The sequence below is a fragment of the Stenotrophomonas sp. Br8 genome, from assembly GCF_014763005.1.
Lineage (GTDB): Bacteria > Pseudomonadota > Gammaproteobacteria > Xanthomonadales > Xanthomonadaceae > Stenotrophomonas > Stenotrophomonas lactitubi.
The window spans coordinates 104,000-117,419 of record NZ_JACGTN010000009.1 but is presented as its reverse complement, the minus strand read 5'-3'; the positions used below and the strand labels follow the sequence as shown (position 1 = coordinate 117,419).

10 protein-coding genes and 1 riboswitch are annotated in these 13,420 nt (G+C 66.7%); of the genes, 7 read left to right on the top strand and 3 right to left on the bottom strand.

Features of this window, described 5'->3' with window-relative positions:
* Positions 1 to 102: 102 nt before the first annotated feature.
* The 3 genes from H3005_RS10530 to H3005_RS10520 all read left to right on the top strand — a co-directional run bounded on the left by H3005_RS10530 (position 103) and on the right by H3005_RS10520 (position 2,827).
* Positions 103 to 825 carry an AraC family transcriptional regulator gene (locus tag H3005_RS10530; RefSeq protein WP_099818914.1) on the top strand — a complete coding sequence of 241 codons (723 nt, stop codon included), beginning with the start codon at positions 103 to 105 and terminating at the stop codon, positions 823 to 825.
* A gap of 81 nt (positions 826 to 906) precedes the next feature.
* Positions 907 to 2,277: an amino acid permease gene (locus H3005_RS10525; protein ID WP_100554175.1), complete on the top strand. Its 1,371-nt coding sequence runs from the start codon at positions 907 to 909 to the stop codon at positions 2,275 to 2,277.
* A 139-nt stretch (positions 2,278 to 2,416) separates the two neighbouring features.
* Complete coding sequence (locus H3005_RS10520; protein WP_100553220.1) at positions 2,417 to 2,827, top strand: VOC family protein; 411 nt, start codon at positions 2,417 to 2,419, stop codon at positions 2,825 to 2,827.
* Between the two features lie 88 nt (positions 2,828 to 2,915).
* Here H3005_RS10520 and gcvP read toward each other — a convergent pair whose 3' ends face one another.
* Positions 2,916 to 5,783 carry an aminomethyl-transferring glycine dehydrogenase gene (gene gcvP / locus H3005_RS10515; RefSeq protein ID WP_100553219.1) on the bottom strand — a complete coding sequence of 956 codons (2,868 nt, stop codon included), beginning with the start codon at positions 5,781 to 5,783 and terminating at the stop codon, positions 2,916 to 2,918.
* A gap of 61 nt (positions 5,784 to 5,844) precedes the next feature.
* Positions 5,845 to 5,947, bottom strand: a riboswitch (glycine riboswitch).
* 299 nt (positions 5,948 to 6,246) lie between these two features.
* On the opposite strand from gcvP, the gene H3005_RS10510 reads away from it, so the two are divergent.
* The 3 genes from H3005_RS10510 to H3005_RS10500 all read left to right on the top strand — a co-directional run bounded on the left by H3005_RS10510 (position 6,247) and on the right by H3005_RS10500 (position 8,981).
* Entirely contained in the window at positions 6,247 to 7,473 is a 1,227-nt protein-coding gene (locus tag H3005_RS10510) for a multidrug effflux MFS transporter (RefSeq protein WP_191078131.1), read from the top strand.
* Between the two features lie 141 nt (positions 7,474 to 7,614).
* Positions 7,615 to 8,511, top strand: coding sequence for a siderophore-interacting protein (locus H3005_RS10505; protein ID WP_191078130.1), 897 nt, complete (start codon positions 7,615 to 7,617; stop codon positions 8,509 to 8,511).
* 77 nt (positions 8,512 to 8,588) lie between these two features.
* Complete coding sequence (locus H3005_RS10500) at positions 8,589 to 8,981, top strand: hypothetical protein (RefSeq protein WP_100553216.1); 393 nt, start codon at positions 8,589 to 8,591, stop codon at positions 8,979 to 8,981.
* Positions 8,982 to 9,103: 122 nt separating this feature from the next.
* Here the strand turns inward: H3005_RS10500 and H3005_RS10495 are convergent, their stop codons facing one another.
* Together H3005_RS10495 and H3005_RS10490 are read right to left on the bottom strand one after the other, a co-directional pair.
* Positions 9,104 to 11,074 carry a M2 family metallopeptidase gene (locus H3005_RS10495; protein WP_191078129.1) on the bottom strand — a complete coding sequence of 657 codons (1,971 nt, stop codon included), beginning with the start codon at positions 11,072 to 11,074 and terminating at the stop codon, positions 9,104 to 9,106.
* Between the two features lie 641 nt (positions 11,075 to 11,715).
* Positions 11,716 to 12,597: a LysR substrate-binding domain-containing protein gene (locus tag H3005_RS10490; protein WP_191078128.1), complete on the bottom strand. Its 882-nt coding sequence runs from the start codon at positions 12,595 to 12,597 to the stop codon at positions 11,716 to 11,718.
* Positions 12,598 to 12,691: 94 nt separating this feature from the next.
* On the opposite strand from H3005_RS10490, the gene H3005_RS10485 reads away from it, so the two are divergent.
* On the top strand, positions 12,692 to 13,393 hold the full coding sequence (locus H3005_RS10485) for an ankyrin repeat domain-containing protein (protein WP_191078127.1): 702 nt from the start codon (positions 12,692 to 12,694) through the stop codon (positions 13,391 to 13,393).
* Positions 13,394 to 13,420: the final 27 nt, after the last annotated feature.

The following is a 13,420-nucleotide window of genomic DNA, read 5'->3' as shown; positions in this document are numbered from 1 at the left end:
GCGGGTAGGGGCAGACCCCAGACACTGGCGCCGTCGGTGTTAATGCACGGTCCCGTGGGAGTGAACGCGCAGACAAATCGGCGCCTCGGGTATGCTTGCCGCATGCGAGTCGAACCCGCCGACATCGAAGCCCTGTTCGACGCCATTCCGGACGTGCTGTTCTTCATGAAGGACCGCCAGGGCCGCTACACCTACGTCAACCAGACCATGCTGCGACGGCTGGGCCTGCGTGCGCGCAAGGACGTGATCGGACGCACCGCGGCTGAGATCTACCCCACCGGCCTGAGTGCGGACTATGTCGACCAGGACGCACGCGTGCTGTCCGGCGAGGTGATCGAGAACCTGATGGAACTGCATCTGTTCGCCAACCGCGAACCGGGCTGGTGCCTGACCTGCAAGCGACCGCTGGTGGTCGACGGGCAGGTCGAAGGGCTGATCGGCATCTCCCGCGACCTCGGCCAGAAGGACAGCCTGGGCACCCAGTACGAGCAGCTGCGGCTGGCCCTGGCCCATCTCAATACGCACTACGCCGAGAACGTGCGGATGCAGACCCTGCTGGACATCACCGGATTCTCGTTGTCCAAGCTGGAGCGCAGCTTCCGCAAGGTGTTCCAGATGACCCCGCAGCAGGTGCTGACCCGGCTGCGGATCCAGATGGCCATGCACCTGCTGCATGGCAACGAGAGCATCGCCTGCATCGGCCAGGCCTGCGGTTTCAGCGACCAGAGCGCGTTCACCCGCAAGTTCAAGGCTGAAACCGGTTTCTCGCCGCGCGCCTACCGCGCCCGTATTGGTGGGAATGTCGGCGAGCCGGTACCGGCCTGAGTTCCCTGCTGCGCTGTGCCTATCCCCGCGGCGGCTGGACACGGTAAGGTGTCGCCCTTGTCGCCGCCGCCAGCCCTGCCGATGCCCGCCACTCCCGATCAGACCGCTTCGCCCTCCCGCCTCGGCCATTCGCTCAAGCCACGCCAGCTGATCATGATGGGGCTGGGTAGCGCCATCGGCGCCGGCCTGTTCCTCGGCTCCGGCGTGGGCGTGCAGGCGGCCGGCCCGGCAGTGCTGGTGTCCTACCTGGTGGCCGGCGCGCTGGTGATCATCGTCATGAACGCGCTGGGCGAAATGGCCGCCGCCAAACCGACCAGCGGTGCGTTCTCGGTGTATGCAGCCGATGCCATGGGCGCCACCGCGGGCGCCACCGTGGGTTGGCTGTGGTGGGTGCAGCTGGTCATCGTCATCGCCGCCGAGGCGGTGGGCGCGGCCGGGTTGCTGGCCACGGTCTGGCCGGTGGTGCCGGTCCCGATGGCGGCACTGGCATTCATGCTGTTCTTCACCGCGATCAACCTGCTCGGGGTGAAGAACTTCGGTGAGTTCGAATTCTGGTTCGCCATCCTCAAGGTGGCGGCTATCCTGGCCTTCATCGCCGTTGGCGTGGCGCTGCTGATGGGCTGGCTGCCGCAGGTGGCCTCGCCGGGCCTGAGCAACTTCACCGAGCACGGTGGCTTCGCACCGAAGGGCCTGGCCGGTATCGGTGCGGCGCTGCTGGTGGTGGTGTTCGCCTTCGGCGGCACCGAGATCGTGGCCGTTGCGGCGGCGGAAACCGAAGACCCCGAGCGCAGCATCGCCCGTGCCATCCGCACCGTGGCCTGGCGCATCCTGGTGTTCTACATCGGTTCGCTGAGCGTGATCATCGCCGTGGTGCCGTGGACCAGCGAAGCGTTGAAATCGCCGTTCGCCGCGGTTCTCGATGTCGCCAACATCCCGGGTGCGGCCACGGCCATCACCCTGATCGCAGTGATCGCCCTGCTGTCGGCGCTCAATGCCAATCTCTACGGCGCCTCGCGCATGATGTATTCGCTGGCGCAACGCCGCGAAGCACCGGCCGTGCTGGGCTGGACCGACCCGCGCCAGGTGCCGGTGATCGCGGTGCTGGCCAGCGTCCTGTTCGGTTTCGCTGCCACCATCATGGAACTGCTGTTCCCGGACAAGGTGTTGCCGGTACTGCTGAACATCGTCGGTTCCACCTGTCTGCTGGTGTGGACGCTGTCGCTGGTTTCGCAGCTGGTGCTGCGCCGTCGCGCCGACCGCCTGGGCACGCGCCTGCCGTTCCGCATGGCCGGCTTCCCGTGGCTGACCGTGTGCGCGCTGGGCATCCTTGCGTTGATCTTCGGCCTGTTGCTGAGTGAGGCGCATACGCGCCTGCAGTTCCTGTCGATGGTGGCGCTGACGGCGGCCATCGCGGCCAGCAGCGCCATTGCCCGGCGCATGCGCGAGGCTTGATTCTGTAGAGCCGACCCTACGGTCGGCTGCTGTTCGGGCAGGCGTCAGCCGAGCATGGGCTCGGCTCTACAGAAGGCATACATCCCGCGTGCGATGCTGATCGCGTGGGCCACACCGGCCCGACGAACGGGAGCACCGCATGCTGCGCAGCCGTCCCTTCCTGATGTTCACCGGCCAAGCCGAAGCCGCGCTGGCCCTGTACGCCGAAGCCTTCGCCGAATTCCGCCTGCTGGCCCTGCAGCGCCACCCTGACGCGGCGGGCGCGGGCGTGCCCGGCCAGGTCCGCCAGGCCATTTTCCTGCTCGGCGGCACCCACTACCTGTGCTTCGACAGCCTGGATGTGCACGACTTCACGTTCACGCCCTCGATGTCGCTGTTCGTGGAATGTGCGGGTGCCGAATCGTTCGAGCGTGCAGCTCGCGTGCTGGGCGACGGCGGGCACTGGCTGATGCCGGTGGGCGACTACGAGTTCAGCAGCCGCTATGGCTGGGTGCAGGACCGCTTCGGCGTGTCGTGGCAGTTGAGCCTGGGGCAGGTGCCGGATCCGTGATGGCAGAGCATCCACGCATGGCGTGGATCTACTGGAAAGGAAAACGGCCCGCTTGCGCGGGCCGTTCTTCTACCGATACCGCGAAGGCTTACGCCTCGACTTCATCGTCCTTGTAGGCATCTACCGGGATGCAGGCGCACATCACGTTCTTGTCGCCGTACACGTTGTCGACGCGTGCCACCGGCGGCCAGTACTTCTGCAGCTTCAGGCTCGGCAGCGGGAAGGCGGCCAGCTCGCGCGGGTAGGCGTGGGTCCATTCGCTGGCGGTCACCGCCGTGGCGGTGTGCGGCGCGTTCTTCAGCGGGTTGTCCTCGCGGTCCAGGCGGCCGTCTTCGATCGCGGTGATCTCTTCGCGGATCTGGATCATCGCGTCGATGAAGCGGTCCAGCTCGTGCAGCGATTCGCTTTCGGTCGGCTCGACCATCAGCGTGCCGGCCACCGGGAAGCTCAGGGTCGGGGCATGGAAGCCGAAGTCGATCAGGCGCTTGGCCACATCTTCAGCACCGATGCCGCTGGTCTTCTCCAGCGGACGCACGTCCAGGATGCACTCGTGCGCGACCAGGCCGTTGCGACCGGTGTACAGGGTCTTGAAGTGCGGGGCCAGGCGCTTGGCGATGTAGTTGGCGTTGAGCTGGGCGACCTGGGTGGCCTTGCGCAGGCCTTCGGTGCCCATCATCGCGATGTACATCCAGCTGATCGGCAGGATCGAGGCGCTGCCGAAGCTGGCGGCGCTGACCATGCCGACCGGGCCGTTGTCACCCAGCTTGCCCGGCAGGAACGGGGCAAGGTGCGACTTGACCGCACACGGGCCAACGCCCGGGCCGCCGCCGCCGTGCGGGATGCAGAAGGTCTTGTGCAGGTTCAGGTGCGAAACGTCCGAACCCCACTTGCCCGGCTTGGCCACGCCGACCAGGGCGTTCATGTTGGCACCGTCGGTGTACACCTGGCCGCCGTGCTTGTGGATGATCTCGCAGATCTCCACCACCTCTTCCTCGAACACGCCGTGCGTGGACGGGTAGGTCATCATGATCGCAGCCAGGCGGTCGCTGTACTTCTCGGCGTTGAGGCGGATGTCCTCGACGTCGACGTTGCCGTTGGCATCGGTCTTGGTGACCACGACCTTCATGCCGCACATCTGTGCCGAGGCCGGGTTGGTGCCGTGCGCCGAATCCGGAATCAGGCAGATGTCACGGTGATCTTCGCCACGCGAGCGGTGGTAGGCGCGGATCGCCAGCAGGCCGGCGTACTCGCCCTGCGCACCGGAGTTCGGCTGCAGGCTGACCGCGTCGTAGCCGGTGCACTCGACCAGCATCGCTTCCAGCGAATCGATCAGTTCCTTGTAGCCCAGCGCCTGCTCGGCCGGCACCAGCGGGTGGATCTGCGAGAACTCCGGCCAGGTCACCGGGATCATTTCGGCGGTGGCGTTGAGCTTCATGGTGCACGAGCCCAGCGGGATCATCGTGCGGTCCATCGCCAGGTCCTTGTCGGCCAGCGAACGCAGGTAGCGCAGCAGTTCGTGCTCGCTGTGGTGGGTGTTGAACACCGGGTGGGTCAGGAACGCGGACTGGCGCAGCAGGCCGGCCGGCAGCGCGTCGGCGGTGCTGGCATCCAGCGCGTCCACATCAACGTTGGCACCGAACAGCGCGCCCACGGCGACGATGTCGGCGCGGGTGGTGGTCTCGTCCAGGCTGATGCCTACCGAGCTGCTGTCGATCGCACGCAGGTTGTAGCCGGCAGCACGGGCCTTGGCATGGATCGCGTCGGCGTCGACACCGGTGACGTGCAGCGTGTCGAAGAAGTCGGCACCGACCTGCACACCGGCGGTGCGCAGCGCGCTGGCCAGGATCGCGGCCAGGCGATGGGTGCGGCGGGCGATGCGGGTCAGGCCTTCCGGACCGTGGTAGACGGCGTACATCGAGGCCATCACTGCCAGCAGCACCTGTGCGGTACAGATGTTGGAGGTGGCCTTCTCGCGGCGGATGTGCTGCTCGCGGGTCTGCAGGGTCAGGCGGTAGGCCGGGTTGCCCTGCGCGTCGATCGAGACGCCGATCAGGCGGCCCGGCATCGAACGCTTGTACGCGTCACGGCAGGCCATGAACGCAGCATGCGGGCCACCGAAACCGAACGGCACGCCGAAACGCTGGCTGTTGCCGACCACGATGTCCGCACCCCATTCGCCCGGGGCGGTCAGCAGGGTCAGTGCCAGCAGGTCGGTAGCCACGGCCACCAGGCCGCCGCGCGCGTGCACGGCATCGACCAGCGCCTTGTAGTCGCCGACCTGGCCGAAGGTATCCGGGTACTGCAGCAGCAGGCCGAAGGCTTCTGCTTCCAGCGCTTCGGCCGGAGTGCCCACGCGCAGCACGATGCCCATCGGCTCGGCGCGGGTGCGCAGCAGTTCCAGCGTCTGCGGGTGCACGGCGTCGTGCACGAAGAAGGTGTCCGACTTCGACTTGGCCGAGCGCTTGGCCAGGGTCATCGCTTCGGCGGCGGCCGTGGCTTCGTCCAGCAGCGAGGCGTTGGCGATTTCCATGCCGGTCAGGTCGGCGCACAGGGTCTGGAAGTTGATCAGCGCTTCCATGCGGCCCTGCGAGATTTCCGCCTGGTACGGGGTGTAGGCGGTGTACCAGGCCGGGTTTTCCAGGATGTTGCGCAGGATCACGTTCGGCGTGTGGGTACCGTAATAGCCCTGGCCGATGAAGCTGCGCAGCACGGTGTTCTTGTCGGCGATCGCGCGGATCTTCGCCAGCGCCTGCACTTCGGTGATCGACTCCGGCAGCGCCAGCGGTGCCGGCGACTTGATCTTGGCCGGGACGATGGCATCGGTCATCGCATCCAGCGATGCGTGGCCGATGACGCCGAGCATCTGCGCGATCTCGGCATCGTTGGGGCCGATGTGGCGCTCGACGAACGCCGAATGGTGCTCGAGCTCACGCAGGGAAGGGGTGTTCTGGGACATGGCGAAGGATCCGTCAGGAAAGGGCACACGCACGGGCACAAGCCGCCGGTCGGCGGTCTGCGGGCGCCCCTCTGTCCTTTTGCCTGAGAGTTTAAAAGCGCGGAAAACCGCAGCTTCGTGCCCCTTCGGCGCCGGATCGAACCGGTCTCTCCAGAGTTCTGTTACGGGTGGTATCGGGCCTGAGCGATTACGGGCGTTGCGCCTTCGGCAGCGGTGACCTGCTTCTCCCACCGTGTTGCCCGCCGATTATAGCCTCTTGCCGGTGCCCGACGGTGGCCCGGAGCGGCCTCACAGGCCTGAATGGCCGATGGCCCGGGCGTGCGTTCTGTGCACCCGTGCATGGCGTCGCACGCATTCCCCACCTATGATGGTCGGATTCTCGTATTCATCTGGCGCCGTCCCTGCTGCAGGGGATCGGCGCCCGCCGTGCGTGTCACGCATGGCCCTGCCGGACGCTTGCCCGATGACCGCCGCTGTTGCTCCTTCCACCCGCCGCATGGCCCTGTTGCTCGCTGGCCTGGCCATGTTCGGTCCGTTCTCGATCGACACCATCTTTCCTGCGTTTCCGCAGCTGGCCCAGCGCCTGGCGGTGGACGAGGTGGCGGTGCAGCAGACCATCAGCGTCTACCTGCTGTTCTACGGCCTGATGAGCCTGGCCCACGGCCCGCTGTCCGATGCGTGGGGACGCAAGCGGGTGATCCTCGGCGGCCTGGTGATCTTCGTCGGTGCCTCGGTTGGCTGTGCGTTGTCCACCGACCTGACCACGCTGCTGGCGTTCCGCGCACTGCAGGGCCTGTCTGCCGGTGTCGGCATGATCGTCGGCCGCGCGGTGATCCGCGATCTGTACCACGGCCACGACGCGCAGCGGCTGATGAGCCAGGTGTCGATGCTGTTCGGTATCGCCCCGGCCATCGCGCCGATCATCGGCGGCTGGATCCTGCTCAGCGGTGCCGGCTGGCCGCTGATCTTCTGGTTCCTGGTGGTATTCGCGCTGGTGCTGCTGGCGGCCACCGCGCGCTTCCTGCCGGAAACCCATCCGGCGGAGGCACGGGTCGCACTGTCGCCACGCACGTTGATGCGCGATTACGTACGCATCGGCTTCAACCCGCGTTTCCTGCGCCTGGCACTGGCTGGCAGCATCGGGTTTGGCGGCATCTTCCTGTACATCTCCTCGGCGCCGGCCATCGTGATGCAGCACCTGCATCTGGGTGAAGGCGGCTTTGCCTGGCTGTTCATTCCCACCATCGGCGGCATGACCACCGGTTCGTTCCTGTCCGGGCGCATGGCCGGGCACAGCACACCGACGCGGCAGGTGGCCCTGGGCTTTACCTTGTGCGCGGTCTCTGCCGTGTTGAACATCGGCTACGTCAGCCTGGCGCCGCAGTTCGCGCTGCCGTGGGCGGTGATGCCGATCTTCCTCGGCGGCATGGGCATGGCGCTGATCTTCCCGATCCTGGCGCTGGCAGTGCTGGACATGTATCCGCAGCAGCGCGGCCTGGCCTCGTCGCTGCAGGCCTTCGTGCAGCTGATGATCAGCACCGTGGTGGCCGGCGTGGTATCGCCACTGCTGCACGACAGCCCGCTGCATCTGGCAATGGGACAGGCGGCCTTCTTCGCGGCCGGCTTCGTGTTCTGGTACTGGGAGCACCAGCGCGAGCGCGCAGCAGAGGCAGCCGGCACGGCGCTTTGAGCGTCGCGCAGGGGTAGGGTGCGCCATCACGCGCGGGCCCGTTGCGGCGCCGGGAGCAGGGATTAGGCTGGGGTTTCCAGCGAGCCGGTTCGTGGATGCACGACAGCCAGCCATTCCGATGTCGTCGTATGAGGTACCCGCATGGCTGCGCAGCAGACCTACCGCCTGTTCGAGGTGGCGCTGAAGGAGCGCCGCGTTCTTTCTCCTTCCCTGGACCGCATGGTGTTCACCGGCGCCGACGTAGCGCGCATGAAGACCGAAGGCCCGGACCAACGCATCAAGGTGTTCTTCCCCTTGCCCGGCCAGGATGCGCCGGACGTGCCCAGCGGCGAAGACTGGTACGCCCGTTACCGGGCACTGCCCGATGACGCGCGGCCGCCGATGCGCACCTTTACCATCCGCCAACTGCGCGCCGAGGAGTGCGAGGTCGACGTCGACTTCGTGCTGCATGGCGAGACCGGACCGGCCTCGCGCTGGGCCACGCACGCACGGCCGGGCGACCGGGTGGTGCTGCTGGCCCCTGACGCCGACTGCGCGGACAGCAGCGAAGGCTGGGAATGGAAGCCGCCAGCCGGGGTTGGCCAGGTGTTGCTGGTGGCCGATGAGACGGCATTGCCGGCAGTGGCCGGCATCCTCGAGGAACTGGCCGGGCTGGCCGATCCGCCGCGCACGCTGGCCCTGCTGGAGATCGCCCAGGCGGGCGATGCGGTGCCATTGAAGGCACCGGCCACGGCCGAACTGGTGTGGTTGCCGCGCGGGCAGGAGGTTCATGGGCAGCGGTTGCTGCAGGCCGTGCAGGCGCGGCTGGCGGCGGCCTCGGCCGTGGCCGAGGGCGCAGAACTGGACGAGATCGACGTCGACGCGCAGATCCTGTGGGAGCAGGCTGATGCCAGTGCGGACGGCGCGATGTATGCCTGGGTGGCGGGCGAGGCCGGCGCGGTGATGGCGATCCGCCGGTATCTGGTGAAGGACTGCGGCCTGGATCGCCGCGCGATCACTTTCATGGGCTACTGGCGGCAGGGGCGGGTGCTGGACTGAGTGGATGCCGTAGCGGTGTGAACCAGCATGCAGGGGGCGTGGGTTATCCTTGCGCCCCCGCAATGCAAGCCCCACTGATGTCGACCTCTTCCAAATCCCGCCGCGACCAGCGCCGTCGCCAGGAACAGCAGGCTGCCAACAAGGCCGCCGCCACTGCCTCGCCCGTCGAGCCGCACGCCGAACTGCGCGACAGCCAGCGCACGCTGCTGGCCGGCGTCGTCCGTCGCGATGGCGAATGGGTGCTGGGCATGGATGGCCGCATTGCCGGCCAGAGCGAAAGTGCGGCGCAGGTGCTGGCGCTGATCATGCAGGCCGGTGAACTGCACGAACGGCAGGGCACGCCGGTGCGCTTGATCTATTCGGATGCGCTGCGCGATGCAGCGCAGGCCGAAGCCAACGAGAAGGGTCAGACCTTCGAGGAATTCAAGGCCGCCCTGGCCGCGCAGCTGGCGGCGAAGAAGAGCAACTGATCGTCATCGCGGGTAGCGCCGGGCCATGCCCGGCGAGCGCAGCGGTGTGATGAAAAGTCGCCGGGCATGGCCCGGCGCTACCGGATCAAAAGGGGCGGATCCTCGCGTACCCGCCCCTTCTTTCATTTCGCCGCCGCTGCCGGTGCCGCGTTGGCCTGCCAACCGCACATCTGGCCTTCGTTCTGCTGCTTCAACCAGGCGTTGACCGGGCTGAAGTACTCGATCATCGGGCCGGCATCGAGCTTGTCCGAGCCGGTCAGTTCCTTCAGCGTGGCCTGCCACGGCTGGCTGGCGCCCTTGCTCAGCATCGCCCAGTACTTCTGGCCGGCTTCCTTGTTGCCGTAGAAGGTGCACTCGTGCAGCGGGCCCTTGAAGCCGGAGGCATCGCACAGGCCCTTGTAGAACTGGAACTGCAGGATGCGCGCCAGGAAGTAGCGGGTGTACGGGGTGTTGCCCGGCACGTGGTACTTGGCGCCCGGATCGAAGAACTCTTCACCACGGGTGCTGGCCGGTGCCACGCCCTGGTACTTGGCCTTCAGGTCCCACCAGGCCTTGTTGTAGTTGTCTGCGGTGATCGAACCATCGAACACGCCCCAGCGCCAGCGGTCGATCATCAGCCCGAACGGCAGGAACGACACGCCCGACAGCGCCATGCGCATCTGGTTGTTGATGACCGCTTCGCGGCTCTCGGTCGGCGCGTCGACCAGCCCGATCGAACTGAGGTACTTCGGCGTCATCGCCAGCACGATGGTGTCGCCGATCGCTTCATGGAAGCCATCGTTGGCACCGCCCTGGAACAGCGGCGGCAGCGGGTTGTAGGCCAGGTCGTAATAGATGTGGCCCAGCTCGTGGTAGATGGTGGTGAAGTTCTCTTCGTTGGGCTTGATGCACATCTTGGTGCGCACGTCGCCTTCCATGTTCATGTCCCAGGCACTGGCGTGGCAGACCACGTCGCGGTCGTCGGGCTTGATGAACTGGGTCTTGTCCCAGTACGACTGCGGCAACGACGGCATGCCCAGCGACACGTAGAAGTCCTGCGCACGCTCGGTCATCTGCTTGGCCGTGCGCAGTTCGGCTTCGCGCTGTGCCTTGTACTGCGCGGCCACGTTCGCATCCTTGCCGGCCTTGGCCAGCGCCGCGCTCAGGTTGGTCTGGTACTGCTTTTCCAGCGCCGCGGTGATGTCCAGGCTGCCGGCGCCCGGGTACGGTTCCAGCTGGTCCCACAGGTTGGACCAGTCCTGCTGCCACATGTTGCCCATCAGGTGCGCGGCGATCAGGCCGTTGCCCACCTCGGCCTTGTCCTTGCCATAGGTCTTGTCCAGCTTGCCGCGCGCATAGCAGTGCAGCTGCTCGTACATCGGCTTGACCTGTTCCCACAGGCGATCGGTTTCCGGGCCGATCTGCTCCGGCGGCATGTCATAGCCACTGCGCCACATCTGCCCGGCATCGGTGAAGCCCATGCCCTTGGCACCTTCATTCACCAGGCCGACGAACTTCTGGTAGTCACCGCGCATGCTCTTGGTGGTGCTGTGCCAGCCCTGCCAGGCATCGAGCTGCTGGTCATAGTCGCGGCTGCGCGCCAGCACCTGCTCCAGCTCGCCCAGCTGGCGGCAGGAGTTCGGATCGTTGGCGTCGGTGCAGTACTTGCCTGCGCCGTAGCTGCCTTCCATGCGGGTGGCGATCTGGGTCAGTTCGGCCAGCTTGGCCGGGTCGCGCGGTGCCGGCATCGACGACATCAGTTTCAGCAGGTGGATCGCGCGCTTGCTGTCCTCGCTCATCGGCTTGCCGTCGAACTTGCCGGCCTGCTCGATCCAGCTGTTGAGCTGGGTCAGGGAACGCTCGTTGGCCTTGGCCGCGATGCGCTCTGAATCACCGTTGATGTAGGTGGAGGACAGCCACTGGGCCGAGGTCATCTCCGGGTAGGCCGCCTTGAATTCGGCATTGATGCGGGCCACGAACTGGTCAGCGGTTTCGCCGGCCGGTGCGCTGCTGCTGGCGGTATCGGTGCCTGGGGCAGCTTCCTTCTTGCAGGCGGCCAGGGCCAGCGTAGCGGCGGCGATTGCCGCGGCCAGCAGGAGATGACGGTGTTTCACGGGCGATCCTTGGGTGGTGAACGACCGCCGAAGGCTAGTGGGCAGGGCTTGCCACCGCAAGTGGCAAAGGTCGGCAGGGCTGCGCCCTGCACCCGCAGAGGCCAGATCAAAAGCCAAAGCCAAAGCCAAAGCCAAAGCCGCATTCCGTGGGATGGCGGGGCGGTGTCGGACTGCGGGGACGCCGTAAACCCATCCATGGGGGCTTGGCAGCCGCATCCATGCGGCTGACACCCCGCAATCCGACACCGCCCCACCTTCGACAGCTTCCCGTCATCTGGCACATCCACGCCATGCGTGGATGAATCTCCATCGAAATCGAATATTTCGATATCTGGTCGAAGAGCATCCACGCATGGCGTGGATCTACGTGTCGACCAAGGTCGACACCCACCAAGAGTAGGCCATGCCATTCCCACAGATCGCGGGAATCTATCGAAGGCGGGGTGGGTCCGGTGGCAGGGGCGTGAGCCGCATGGATGCGGCGACCGAGCTTACATGGACGTACTTGCAGCGGCCCCTGCCACCGGACCCACCCCGCCATCCCTCAGGAAGCCTGCTGTTGCTGTTGATGTTGCTTCGGCTGTTGAGGTTGCCGGCCAGCGGCCGGCACTACCAATGGGTGCAGGGCGTAGCCCTGCCGACTATTCCGGCTCGCGTTGCACCTGCCGCCAGAGTTCAGCGGCCAGTGCACGCACCGCGTCATCGGCATCGGCGCGATGCAGCAGGCCGATCTCGTAGTTGTCGACCACCGGCAGGTCGCGCTCGCCATCGATGATGCGGTGTTCGCGGTTGACCGCGCGACGTGGCAGCAGGCTGATGCCGATGCCGTCCGCCACCGCACCCTGGATGCCGCTCAACGAGGAACTGGTGAACGCGATGCGCCAGCGCAGGCCCAGCGCTTCGACGGCCTGGATCATCTCGTCGCGGTACAGCCCGCGTGGCGGGAAGGTGACCAGTGGCAGCGGGTCCTGCTGCAGGCTGCTGCTGCGCAGGCTGTCGATCCAGTGCATGGGTTCACGCCGACAATGCACGGCCTGGCGGGTGTTGCGACGCTGCTTGACCAGCACCAGGTCCAGCTCGCCATGGTCGAAGCCGTGGGCCAGATCACGGCTGAGGCCGCTGCTGATTTCCAGCTTGACCTGCGGGTGGCGGCGGCTGAAGGCGGCGAGCATGCGCGTGGTCTGAGCGTTGACGAAGTCCTCCGGCACACCGATGCGCACCGCGGTCTCCACGGTGGCGCCGGCCAATGCCTGTGCCAGCTCCTCGTTCAGATCCAGCATCCGTCGGGCGTAACCCAGCAGGGTGTGCCCGGCATCGGTGGGGTGCACGTCGCGGTGGCCGCGCTCGAGCAGGCGATGCCCGGCCAGTTCCTCCAGCCGCCTCACCTTCTGGCTGACCGTGGACTGGGTCGAATGCAGGCGGGTGGCCGCGGTGGTGAAGCTGCCACAGTCGGCGACCATCACCAGGGCCCGCAGCAGGTCCAGTTCGAACACTGTTCTATTCGATTTGGCACTGTCTTGCATTTGAACATTTCACTTCTGGATACCCGTGCCGACTTCTACCATGCAGGGCAGGGGCCGGCAATGGCCGGCGCCATCGCGCATGAGGAGAGTCACGATGCACCACCCTCGCTCCCGCCAGCGCCGTTCGGCATTGGGTCGCATGCTGTTGCTGTTCCTGCTGGCCATGGTGATCCCGGCGTGCACGGCGACTTCCCGAAGCGACGCCGATGCGCAGCTGCGCGATGCCGCCGGGCGCGGCGATGTCGAGGCCGTGCGCGAGGCACTGGACGCGGGTGCCGATCTGGAAGCCCGTGACCGCCAAGGCCGCACGGCCCTGCTGCTGGCCACCCACGGCAACAACGTGGACGCGGCGCGTGAGCTGATCGAGGCCGGCGCCGACGTCAATGCCAAGGACGCGATGCAGGACAGCGCCTACCTGTACGCTGGCGCGCGCGGGCTGGATGAGATCCTGGCGCTGACGCTCGCGCACGGCGCAGACCTGCACAGCACCAACCGTTATGGCGGTACCGCGCTGATTCCTGCTGCCGAACGTGGTCATGTCACCACTGTGCGTACGCTGCTGCGCGCCGGCGTGGCCGTTGACCATGTCAATCGCCTGCACTGGACGGCGCTGCTGGAGGCGATCCTGCTTGGCGATGGCGGCCCGCGCCACGTGCAGATCGTGCAACTGCTGCTGGACGCCGGTGCCAACCCCGAGCTTGCCGATGGCGACGGCGTAACGCCGCTGGCGCATGCCAGGCAACGCGGCTACACCAACATCGAAACCCTGCTGCGCCAGCACGGCGCGACGCGCTGACAACCGCCCCTTCCACCCGCACGCTGC